Below are 10,995 nucleotides of genomic sequence, written 5' to 3'. Positions count from 1 at the left end.
GCCGCGATTGAGGCGGGTGCGTGTGAGATCGACATGGTGCTGAATATTGGTTGGCTCAAGGACGGGTTGCTGGGTCAGGTGCGTGATGACATCGCTGAAGTGCTGAGTGCTTGCCAGGGTGTAACGCTTAAAGTGATTCTCGAAACCGGCTTGCTCAACGAAGTCGAGAAAATCCACGCCTGCGAGATCTGCCGCGATTTGAACGTCGGCTTTGTGAAGACCTCCACCGGGTTTGGCCATGGCGGGGCGACACTTGATGATGTGTTGCTGATGCGCCGTGTGGTCGGTCCCGACATCGGCGTTAAAGCCTCGGGCGGCGTACGAGATGCGGCGACTGCACAAGCCATGCTCGATGCTGGCGCCACTCGTTTGGGCACCAGCTCCGGGATCGCTATCGTCAGCGGCGGCAAAGTCGCGGCTCAGGCGTATTGAGTTAGTTCAATACACCGTGCCGCTTGCTTCCCGAATAAATTCGGTCCCACAGTGAAAACTTGATTTTTCTGTGGGACCGAATTCATTCGGGAAAACCGCAAACATCTCAAACCCTAAAGCGCTGCACCATGACGTTAAGGCCTGCGGCCAGGCGTGACAGTTCATTGCTGGCATGCAGTGTCTGGCGGGTGCCTTGATCGCTCTGGATCGCCAAATCTCGAATACTGGTCAGGTTACGGTCCACTTCTCGGGCCACGCTGGCTTGCTCTTCGGACGCGGTGGCGATCTGTGAATTGCGGTCGTCGATCTGGCGCACGGAATGGGTGATGGACTCCAACGAGCGACCGGCTTCGTCCGCAGCTTGTTTGGTTTCGTGGGCGAGGGTGGCGCTGAGTTGCATGGCGGTCACGGCTGAAACGCTTTGCTGCTGAATGGCCGCAATCATCTCTTCAATTTCCTGAGTCGACGTGTGCGTTCGATGCGCGAGGGCTCGGACCTCATCGGCAACCACTGCAAAGCCTCGTCCCTGCTCACCGGCACGGGCTGCTTCGATGGCGGCATTCAACGCCAGCAGGTTAGTTTGTTGCGCTATCGCGCGAATAACGTTCAGCACTTTACTGATGTCTTGCGCCTGGCCTGCGAGTCCCTGGATCTGTTCCGACGTCACTTCAACCTGAGCGGTCAGGGTATGAATCGCCTTCAATGTGTCACCGACCCGCAGATTGCCGAACTTTGCAGACTCGGTCGATTCACGTGCCGCCTCAGAGGTGGACGTCGCGTTTTGCGCCACTTCTTCCACCGCCGCGCTCATCTGGTTGACCGCCGTGGCGGCTTGCTCAATCTCGCTATTTTGCTGGCGCAGGGTTTTACCGGCGGCCTCGGTGATTGACGTCATCTCAACCGCCGCCCCACTTAATTGCGTCGAAGATTTGGTAATTTCCTGGATGGTTTCCCGCAAACTGGTTTGCATCTGGGCCAATGCTGCCGTTAAACGAGAGGCTTCATCGGCACCGGTTACAACGATTGGACGGGTCAGATCACCCTCGGCAATACCTTGGGCCAACTGCAGCGATTCATTAATAGGCGTCACAATACTGCGGGTTAATAACAGCGCAAGGATAATAGTCATCACGACCGAGACGCTAACCACCACCGCGACAACCGTGACGCTATTTGAATAGGCTTCTTTAGCGGTCGCCCCCGACTGGGTGGCGCCGCGCGCGTTAAGTTCACGTAATTGCGTTAACGTGGTCTGCACCACTAACGCCCGGTTACGCAGTTCAGTGTTGGCAAAAGTAATCGCCTGTTCAGGATCGTGAGTGCTCAGTTGCACCAACTGAGTCGCGCCCTCAATGTAATTTGTTATCAGCGCGGAAGCGTGATTAAACAAGGTACGCTCTTCGTCGCTCGACACCAGATTGGCGCCATAGTAACCAATGCGATCAGTCAATGTGGCCCGGGCCTTGGTGAGTTGTTCAGTGGCCATATCACGCTCGGCCGTGTCCCGAGCTGTCAGCAGGCGGGTTGCAGCCAGCCGTGCTTCCAGAAGCCCTATTTGAATATCGTCGCTGGTTTGAATGCTCGGTAACCAATTAGTTTCGATAGCTTGCTCCGTGTCTCTAAGATTCCCCATCTGAATGTACGAAAACAGCCCAAGCCCAATCACTAAAAACGTGATCAAGGCAAAGCAGAGGCTGGCCCTGGGAGCGATGTTAAGAAATCTTAGATTCATAGAGTTGGATCCAAAGTTAACAGGCCTCATCGATCCACTCGGCAAGTGGTTTCTGGCCTATCGTTACTTCTCTATAAACCAAAGATGGATGGATTTACATCGCAATGAACATCCATTTAGTTCCAGACAGCTTCGCGACAGCTAATGCTCTTTAAATGGCGAAAAGTCCGTGGGCTTGATGCAGGTCGGTCTTACCAACATCAATCCACGTAAAAACCCACGGCCAATCAAAGACTGTCGGGGTGATCCCTACTGCGGCGGGTATTCGCTCATAAATTGCGTCACGACCTCAGTAAAATCATTGTCCGCAATAAACCCAAGATCCTTGGCATAACCGGCAGAAAATGACCCAGGCCATGAGCCGACAATGCGTTCGATGGCGGGGTTGTGTTCCATGCGAATCCGGCCTGCAGCCGCATCGCCTGCGATGCTGCGCAGGGCTTCGATCATGCGTTCGACGGTGATCGACAGGCCCGGCATGTTGATTACTCGACCGCGGCTCAGTTGCTCTTTCGATAACTCATGCCCATGGATCAAGTTTCGAATCGCCAGCGCCGGTGACATCAACCACAAGCGGGTGTCCACGGGAACCGGGCAAACGCTGTCTTGGCCGTTAAGCGGTTCGCGGATGATGCCGCTGGCAAAGCTCGACGCTGCGAGGTTCGGTTTGCCTGGTCGCACCACGATGGTCGGCATGCGCAGGCTGCGGCCATCGACGAACTCTCGGCGACTGTAGTCGGCCAGCAGCAAATCGTTCATGGCTTTTTGCGTACCGTACGAACTTTGCGGCGCCCAGACATAGTCGTCGGGGACTTGTTCCGGCAGCGTGCCACCAAACACCGCGACCGAACTGGTCATTACCCATTTCGGGCAGGTGCCGATCTGGCGAATACGTTCCAGCAGATTTTGCGTAGCGCTGAAATTGATCCGCATGCCCAGATCAAAATCAGCTTCAGCCTGGCTGGAAACCACCGCAGCCAAGTGAAATATGCTGTCGGTGTTGGCGTCGATGAGGCTGTCCAGCATGGCGCGGTCTGAGATGTCGCCACACACTACTTTAATCCGCGGATCGTCAATTCCCTCCAGGGGCAGCATGTCGAATGCAGTAATTTGCGTAATGGACTGAGTGTGGCCGCTGCGGTCAGTCAGCGAGCCCCGCAACAGTAGTGCTTCTATCAGGCGTCGGCCGAGGAAGCCAGCCGCACCTGTGACGAGAATATTCATGGTTGCTCCAAACGTCAGTGGTTGACGAGTTTTCCGGGAATTCTGAAGATCAATAGCGCACCGAGAAACAAGGCGCTGGCCATGACGTACATGCCGATGGTGGTGCTCTGGGTCATGTCCTTGAGGAAGCCCATCAGGTAGGGCGAGACGAACCCGGCGAGGTTGCCGCACGAGTTGATCAGTGCGATACCGGCGGCGGCTGCGGTGCCGCCGAGAAACGCAGTGGGTAGGCTCCAAAACAGCGGTAGGGTGCTCAAGGCGCCCATAGCTCCGAGGGTCAGGCCGATCATGGAAACGGTGAAGTTGCCGCTCCAGGTGGCGGAGATCACCAGGCCAATGCCACCGACCACAGCGGTCAGTGCCAGGTGCCAACGGCGCTCGCGAAGTCTGTCTGCGCTACGTGACACCAAAAGCATGGTCAGCGCGGCGGCGGCATAGGGAATGGCCGTCAGCAGTCCGACTTGCAACACATCACTGACGCCGGCCTGGCGGATCAGCGTCGGCAGCCAGAAGCCTACGGTGTAGAACCCGGCAATCATGCAGAAATAGATGGCGGTCAGTAGCCAGATGCGCGGCTGGCGGAACACCTGCCGGACGCTGCTGACCTGATGCCCGTCGGTTTCAGCGTCAATGCGCATTTGCAGCAGGTTTTTTTGTTCCTGGGTGAGCCAACCAGCTTGGGAAATCCGGTCACTGAGGCAGAAAACCACCAAGATGCCGACGGCAATCGAAGGCAGCCCTTCGAGGAAAAACAGCCACTTCCAGCCGGCGTATCCGTGCACGCCGTTAAACGCAGTCATGATCCAGCCCGACAGCGGGGCGCCGATCAGGCCAGACAACGGGACGGCGGTTGCAAACAGGGCAAACATCTTGCCCCGGCGATGGGTCGGGAACCAGTAAGACAAATAGAGGATGACGCCCGGATAGAACCCGGCTTCAGCGAGGCCAAGCAGAAAACGCATGACGTAGAACGACATTGGGGTGCTGACCAAGGCCATCCCGGACGAAATGACGCCCCAGCTGATCATGATCCGTGCAATCCATAGCCGAGCGCCGACGCGGTGCAAGATGAGGTTGCTGGGAATTTCCACGAGGAAGTAAGCGATGAAGAAAATCCCTGCGCCGAGGCCATAAACGGCTTCGGAGAAATGCAGATCGTCTGACATCTGTAATTTGGCAAAACCTACGTTCACCCGGTCCAGGTACGCGACGAGGTAACACAGCAACAACAGCGGCAAAATCCGCCACGCAACTTTGCGGTAAGCCATGTCCTCGAAGCGATCAGCGGACACGCCGATGCCGGTGTGAGTCAATGATTCAGTCATGTCGTTCCCCAGCCTTATTTTTATATGGGTGTTTCTGTTTTATTGGACTGCCTGAACCTGACTGAATATCATAATACGTCATACGAATTCAAGACCTGCATCGAAACAGGACGCGCTGCCTTAAATGCAGTACCGTTTACCGATTTGCTCCAGAGAACTTTATGCCCAGTCTTGAAAACACATCCCGTCCCGGCACTGCATTGGCTGCGCTGAAGGATACTGCCAAGGGCACGCTGGCCGACCAGGTAACGACTGCGCTCAAGGCGCACATCGCCAGTGGCGAAGCGCTTCCGGGGACGCGACTGCCCACTGAGCCGGTTTTGGCCGAGCGTTTTGGTGTGAGTAGGACGGTGATTCGCGAAGCTATTTCTCGGCTGAAATCTGCGGGTTTGGTCGAAGTTCGCCAAGGCAGCGGCACGGTGGTCTGTGAAGGCGCGCATATCAAGGCATTCACCATCGATTTCGATGTGTCCGGGTCAATCGAGGCGGTATTGCGCGTGACTGAGTTGCGCCGCGGCATCGAAGGGGAGGCGGCAGCACTGGCAGCGCAGCGGCACACGGCGCAGCAGTTGGAGGCAATCGAGCACGCGTTGAAGGCCATTGATGTTGCCGAGCGCGCTGGCCATGACGGGGTTGAGGAGGACCTGTTATTTCACCGCTCGATTTCCCAGGCCACTGGCAACCCGTTGTACCCGTCGTTGCATGAGTTCATCGCGCAATTCATCAAGGAAGCGATCCGCATCACCCGCTCCAACGAAGAGCGTCGCCGCGATCTGGCCAAGACCGTGCACATCGAGCACTTTGCGGTGTACGCCGCTATCGCTGCCAGAGACCCCGATGCTGCACGTAACGCCGCACTCAAACACATCAACAACGCGGTCGAACGGCTCAAGAGTGCCGACCCGTCGTTTTGGCAAAGCCCGGTGGTGAGCAAGCCCTGACGGTGGGCATGTTGATGACAGGTCGGCCTAAATTTCATGCAACTTTAACCCTATGGCAATTACCTGTAGGTTTTGTGTTTGCTGCGCGACAGCGAGTCATCTCCTATAAATTAACAGCACCCAACACCCCAATAAGCCCATCCACGATCATCCGCACTTCTTCATCGTTGATGGTCAACGGCGGCAGCAACCGAATGGTTTGACCTCGGGTTACATTGATCAGCAGTCCGAAGTCTCGTGCAGCGATCAAGGTCAACTCTCGGCAGGGGCTGACCAGTTCAATGCCGATCATTAATCCCAGTCCGCGAATCGCCAGCACGTTCGGGTGATCGCCTAGGTCGGCGCGTAAGGCTGCGAGCAACCGAAGGCCCTGACGTTCAGCATTCTTCAACAGTGCCTGGTCTTCGATGATATCCAGCACGGTGCAACCCACTCGGCAGGCGAGGGGATTGCCGCCGAAGGTGCTGCCGTGGCTGCCGGGAGTAAACAGCTGTGCGACTTTCTCCCGCGCCAAACAGGCACCGATGGGAATGCCGTTGCCCAAACCTTTAGCCAAGGTCAGCACGTCCGGCACGATGCGCTCGTGCTCGAAGGCAAACATCAAACCGGTGCGGCCGATGCCTGTCTGGATTTCATCGAGCATCAGCAACCAGCCACGCCGGCTGCAGAGGTCACGCAGCGCTTGCAGGTAGCCGGCGGGCGCAACTTGCACGCCGCCTTCGCCTTGAATCGGTTCGAGCAAGACCGCAGTAATCCGAGCGCCATAGGTCTCGGCGATCTTCTCCAGTGCGGCACTGTCACCAAATTTGACCTTGATGAAGTCCCCCGGCAGCGTATGAAAACCCAGGCGCACTGCCGGTCCGTCGCTGGCCGACAGCGTGCCCAATGTCCTGCCGTGAAACGCGTTGTCCATGACCACAACCAAGGGCCGTTCGATGCCCTTTTTCCACCCGTGCAGGCGCGCTAGTTTTAATGCGGTTTCGTTGGCCTCGGCGCCAGAGTTGTTGAAAAACACCCGGTCGAGTCCCGACAGCCGCGTGAGTTTTTGCGCCAAACGCTGCTGCCAGTCAATGGTGTATAGGTTGGAGGTGTGTAGCAACAAACCGGCTTGCTCGCTGATCGCCGCAACAATTCTTGGGTGGGAGTGACCGACGTTGGTCACCGCGACCCCAGCCGCCGCGTCGAGGTATTCACGGCCGTCCTGGTCCCACAGACGCGTGCCCAGTCCTCGGGCAAAGCTGATGGGTAAGGGTTGGTAGGTGGGCATCAGGCAAGCGGCAGTCATGATCGAGCTCCTTCTTCGTTGAGATCTGCAGTATCGTTAACAACTTGAGTTGGATAAATGCCTGCCTATTTCAATCAATTTAAAGCTGAGCTTGATAATGGACCTGTTCCAGTCGATGACGGTGTACGTAAAAGTGGTGGAGGCGGGCAGCATGACCGCCGCCGCGCAACAGTGTTCGATGTCCACCACTATGGTCGGCAATCACCTGCGGGCCTTAGAGCAACGCCTCGGTGTCAGCTTGCTTAAACGCAGTACTCGGCGTCAGAGCCTGACCGAGTTTGGCTCGGCCTATTATCAACGCTGTCTGGAAGTGCTTGGCCTAGTGGCTGACTCTGATCGCATGGCCGAACAGGCTTTGGGCGTACCGAGTGGTTTGTTGCGGATTACCGCGCCGCCGGCTTTTGGCGTCGAGTGCCTGGCACCGGCCATGAGCGGTTTTGTGCAGCGCTTCCCGTCGGTCAAGCTGGACGTGGAGCTGACCAATCAAGTGCTCGACCTTATCGATGGGGGCTTTGACGCAGCAATTCGCTTGGGCACGCTGGAACCCTCCGGCCTTATTGCCCGACCTTTGCAGGATTACACCCTGAGCATCTGCGCATCTGCCGATTATCTTCAGCGCCGTGGCACGCCGATCAAGCCGCAGGATCTGCAGCAGCATGACTGCCTGGCGTTTGCTTACCCGGCGGGAGATGAATGGCGCTCCACCGCAAAGCAGTGGAGCCTTAAAGGCCCGGACGGTGAAGTGGTGGTTCCGGTGTCCGGGCCGATGGCGATTAACAGCACTCCGGGGCTACGTCAGGCTGCAATCGCGGGTATGGGCGTGGTGATGATGCCGGATTTGCTGGTGCGCCAAGACCTGCAGGACGGCAGGTTGGTCGCGGTATTGCAGGATTATCAACTGCCGCGCCGACCGATGCATTTGGTCTACGCGCAGGATCGCTATCGGTTGCCGAAGCTCAGAAGCTTCGTCGATTACGCGATGGAGATGTGGGGACGCGAAGGGTGAACGTTGACAATGAATCAAAGATGCAGCAGCGCGATGGAGAAGGAAATAACGATCGTCCAGGCAATGGCAAGATTGAGATACATGTACTTTTCGTCCGATAGATTTCAGTAGGGCGCTATCTTCGGTCAGTTGGGAAAGAATAAATAATTCTGTTTGGCGATTTACATGATCGATTTAAATGATGAATGGAAGTATCCGGTTGTGTGCGTAGGGCTGTCGATGAAGGTCTAAACTTCCTCGTAGCCAGCCCCCCTTGAGCGTGAAGCTCAGCATTGGACTCAACTCACCTGTTCGGCGGCTTCGTCGGCTCGAATAAATACGGTGAAATGCCCGCCATCTACGGCTTCAAAGGCCGTCAGCTTTTCGATCAACAAAGCGGTCAGCACCTTACCCTCGTTGAGCAGTAACATGCCATTGCTGGCATTGAGGTTACGGTCTAGAACCATCCCCGGAAGCAACCGACGGACATCCAGAACCTTGACCGATGGGTCGATGAAATTCTCCGGCAGGTAACGGGTGCAGACTTCGATAAACCCCTCGATCAGCGCTGGATCATAAAAGTGTCCCTTGTGTTGGCGCAGATATACCAGCACCTCATCGCGAGTCAGATAGCGATCCAGCACCAAACCACACTGCAACTCGACGAAATCGATCGCCAACTTAAGGACCCGAGCCCCCAGCGGAATAGCCTGCTCTTTAAGGCGGTCGGGAAAGCCGCTGCCATCCCAGTGTTCCTGATGATGACGGATAAGACGGTTGGCGTCCTGTAAAGGCTCCAGAGCCATCAGCAGAGCTTCACTTTTGCCGGGATAGCCCTTGTACGCCTCAGTATCCTTACGCAGCAGCAAATCAGCAGAGCCCAACAGCATGGTGTCGCTCCAACCCAGCTTGCCGATGTTGTACAAGGCGGCAGCCATGGACAGGTTGCGGCTGTCGGCTTCACTGAAGCCGCAATGGGTACAATAAGCGCGCACCACTTGAATGACCCGTTGGTTGGTCTGGCGTACCCGTGGCAGACGCTGGTTGACCAGTAAAGAGAACACCTCGGTGCTGGTTACATAGCTGTGACGCAATTCGTCATAGGCCAGATCAAGCATATCGGCGGTTTGTTGCACCTCCTCTGTACGCGCCTTGACACGTTGCTCAAGGCTATCATTTAGTTCACGCAGTGCTTCGTTGTGCTTGTCCGCCTGCTTGAGTAGGGCATCTCGGTCACGGCGCACGCTTTGCATTTCCAGAGCCTGCTCCAGCGTGAGCATGAGTTCTTCATCGTCCCAGGGTTTGCTGAGATAGCGAAAGATATGCCCTTCATTAACCGCCTTGGTGATCATGCTTACGTCGGCATAGCCGGTCAGCAGAATGTTCATGCATTCCGGGTCACGCCGGTAAACCTCACTGAGCAAGGTCGGCCCGTCCATGACGGGCATGCGGGCATCGCTGACAATCAGGTCAACATGATGAAGCTCGAAAAGACTCAGCGCTTGAGCGCCACTGGTGGCCAGCAATAAGTCATAAGGCTTGCCTCGCAACACGCGGCGCAGACTGTTAAGGATATTTTCTTCGTCATCCACCAGCATGACGGTGTAGCGTTTATCGCTCACAGAGACAGTGTTCATAATCAGTTTCCAACAGAGAAGGTGGAGGGGGCAGGCACCTGAGGCTGGCGCAACGGCAACCACAGACGGAAACGACTGCCCTGGTCAGGCTCGCTTTCCACGGTGAGCCTTCCGTGGTGTTTGACGACAATATTGTAAGACAGCGACAAGCCAAGACCCGAGCCCATGCCCACCGGCTTGGTGGTGAAGAACGGCTCGAAGATCCGGTTCTGGATGTCGAGAGGGATGCCATGACCGTTGTCGGCAATCTCGATGAATACCCCGTCGTCTTCACGACCGCTGCTGATGATTATTTCACCGGCAGTGCCCACGGCATGGCTGGCATTGATGATCAGGTTCAGGAACACCTGATTGATCTGCGATCCCATGCATTCGATAGGTTCGATGTCACCGTAATACTTGATCACCTGGGCCTTGAACTTGACCTCGTTCCAGATGACGTTGAGGGTGCTGTCGAGGCCCTTGTGCAGATCGGCGAGCTGCCACTCAGAGCTGTCGACATGGGAAAATTCGCGCAAGTCCTTGACGATTCGGTTGACCCGGTCAAGACCGTCGGCTGATTCCAGCAACAGGTCATTGATGTCCTGGCGCAGGAAGTTGTAATCGATTTTCTCCCTGAGGGACGCCAGCTCTGGATGATCCGGCCGATACGGCCCATCGCAGGCCTTTTCGTACGCGTCGATCAAGGTGAACAGATCGTTGAGATAACCGCGCAGGCTGTTGACGTTGGAAGAGACAAAGCCGATCGGGTTATTGATCTCATGCGCGACACCCGCTGCCAACTGCCCGATCGCGGCCATTTTCTCGGATTGCAACAATTGAGCCTGAGCTTCTTCAAGACGAGTTATCAAGCGGGCCTGGGCGCTCTTTTCTTCTTCGAGCAACTCATTCAACCGCGTCAGGTCCAGTTGGCGTGCGGCCGTGTCAGTCGCATCGCTGATGGCCAGGCCTACCCCCAGAGAACCGCCATCGGCGTCCTGCACAGGGAAAAACGTGCAGTTCTGGTACATGTGCTTGACCGAACCGCTGATGGGTCGGGTGCTGCAGAAATTGAACAGATGCGGCCGCTGCTGCCAGGATGTGAAGGCGAAATTTTGCAGGGTGAACACGCTGTTGATCTTTTGCCTGACCCAGCGTTCAGGCAGCTCTGGAAAGGCCTCGAACAGCGTATGGCCAATCAGGGTCTCTGCCGGCTTACCGCTGTTGATGGACATGAAGTGGTTCGAGAACAGCACCGTATAGTCCTGATCAACCAGCAGCACGCCCATATTGATCGCCTTGAGCATGGACTCAAGGGTTTCTCGGGAAATTGCCTTGTTGTCTGTCATGAAGATGCTCCTTTCAAAGCCCGTCAAGCAAACGATCGATGGCCTGAACGACAATTCCGGCTGTACGTTCGGTAATGCAAATCAACAAATCACATGAGAACTGATG

At 56.2% G+C, this 10,995-nt stretch carries 9 protein-coding genes; 3 read left to right on the top strand and 6 right to left on the bottom strand.

Going from position 1 to position 10,995, the window contains the following annotated elements; all coding sequences use genetic code 11:
* Positions 1-432, top strand: a 432-nt coding sequence (gene deoC / locus M0974_RS20510; RefSeq protein ID WP_297840937.1) for a deoxyribose-phosphate aldolase, incomplete at its 5' end; no start/stop codon positions are given.
* 106 nt (positions 433-538) lie between these two features.
* Here deoC and M0974_RS20505 read toward each other — a convergent pair.
* The 3 genes from M0974_RS20505 to M0974_RS20495 form a co-directional block, all read right to left on the bottom strand.
* The gene (locus tag M0974_RS20505) at positions 539-2,164 is read right to left on the bottom strand and encodes a methyl-accepting chemotaxis protein (RefSeq protein WP_297840935.1); all 1,626 of its coding nucleotides are present in this window, start codon (positions 2,162-2,164) and stop codon (positions 539-541) included.
* Between the two features lie 249 nt (positions 2,165-2,413).
* The gene (gene denD, locus M0974_RS20500; protein ID WP_297840933.1) at positions 2,414-3,388 is read right to left on the bottom strand and encodes a D-erythronate dehydrogenase; all 975 of its coding nucleotides are present in this window, start codon (positions 3,386-3,388) and stop codon (positions 2,414-2,416) included.
* 14 nt (positions 3,389-3,402) lie between these two features.
* Positions 3,403-4,713 carry an MFS transporter gene (locus M0974_RS20495; protein WP_297840930.1) on the bottom strand — a complete coding sequence of 437 codons (1,311 nt, stop codon included), beginning with the start codon at positions 4,711-4,713 and terminating at the stop codon, positions 3,403-3,405.
* Positions 4,714-4,874: 161 nt separating this feature from the next.
* Here M0974_RS20495 and M0974_RS20490 point away from each other — a divergent pair, with 161 nt between their 5' ends.
* Positions 4,875-5,654, top strand: a complete 780-nt coding sequence (locus M0974_RS20490) for a FadR/GntR family transcriptional regulator (RefSeq protein ID WP_297840927.1) — start codon at positions 4,875-4,877, stop codon at positions 5,652-5,654.
* A 103-nt stretch (positions 5,655-5,757) separates the two neighbouring features.
* Here the strand turns inward: M0974_RS20490 and M0974_RS20485 are convergent, their stop codons facing one another.
* Positions 5,758-6,939 (bottom strand): aspartate aminotransferase family protein, encoded by a 1,182-nt coding sequence (locus M0974_RS20485; RefSeq protein WP_297840925.1) that lies wholly within the window; start codon positions 6,937-6,939, stop codon positions 5,758-5,760.
* A gap of 97 nt (positions 6,940-7,036) precedes the next feature.
* Between M0974_RS20485 and M0974_RS20480 the strand changes: the two genes are divergently transcribed.
* On the top strand, positions 7,037-7,945 hold the full coding sequence (locus M0974_RS20480; protein WP_297840922.1) for a LysR family transcriptional regulator: 909 nt from the start codon (positions 7,037-7,039) through the stop codon (positions 7,943-7,945).
* Positions 7,946-8,223: 278 nt separating this feature from the next.
* Here the strand turns inward: M0974_RS20480 and M0974_RS20475 are convergent, their stop codons facing one another.
* Both M0974_RS20475 and M0974_RS20470 read right to left on the bottom strand, forming a co-directional pair.
* Positions 8,224-9,561: an HD domain-containing phosphohydrolase gene (locus M0974_RS20475; RefSeq protein ID WP_297840918.1), complete on the bottom strand. Its 1,338-nt coding sequence runs from the start codon at positions 9,559-9,561 to the stop codon at positions 8,224-8,226.
* Between the two features lie 2 nt (positions 9,562-9,563).
* Positions 9,564-10,889, bottom strand: a complete 1,326-nt coding sequence (locus M0974_RS20470) for an ATP-binding protein (protein ID WP_297840915.1) — start codon at positions 10,887-10,889, stop codon at positions 9,564-9,566.
* Between the last annotated feature and the right edge of the window lie 106 nt (positions 10,890-10,995).

This window comes from Pseudomonas sp. (genome assembly GCF_026224925.1).
GTDB lineage: Bacteria > Pseudomonadota > Gammaproteobacteria > Pseudomonadales > Pseudomonadaceae > Aquipseudomonas.
The sequence above is the reverse complement of the archived record's forward strand: the minus strand, read 5'-3'. Positions and strand labels throughout refer to the sequence as shown.

Coding starts and splice junctions, on each gene's coding strand:
- M0974_RS20475 (WP_297840918.1), bottom strand. CDS start 9,561: ATGAACACTGTCTCTGTGAGCGATAAACGCTACACCGTCATGCTGGTG.
- M0974_RS20495 (WP_297840930.1), bottom strand. CDS start 4,713: ATGACTGAATCATTGACTCACACCGGCATCGGCGTGTCCGCTGATCGC.
- denD (WP_297840933.1), bottom strand. CDS start 3,388: ATGAATATTCTCGTCACAGGTGCGGCTGGCTTCCTCGGCCGACGCCTG.
- M0974_RS20470 (WP_297840915.1), bottom strand. CDS start 10,889: ATGACAGACAACAAGGCAATTTCCCGAGAAACCCTTGAGTCCATGCTC.
- M0974_RS20485 (WP_297840925.1), bottom strand. CDS start 6,939: ATGACTGCCGCTTGCCTGATGCCCACCTACCAACCCTTACCCATCAGC.
- M0974_RS20505 (WP_297840935.1), bottom strand. CDS start 2,164: ATGAATCTAAGATTTCTTAACATCGCTCCCAGGGCCAGCCTCTGCTTT.
- M0974_RS20490 (WP_297840927.1), top strand. CDS start 4,875: ATGCCCAGTCTTGAAAACACATCCCGTCCCGGCACTGCATTGGCTGCG.
- M0974_RS20480 (WP_297840922.1), top strand. CDS start 7,037: ATGGACCTGTTCCAGTCGATGACGGTGTACGTAAAAGTGGTGGAGGCG.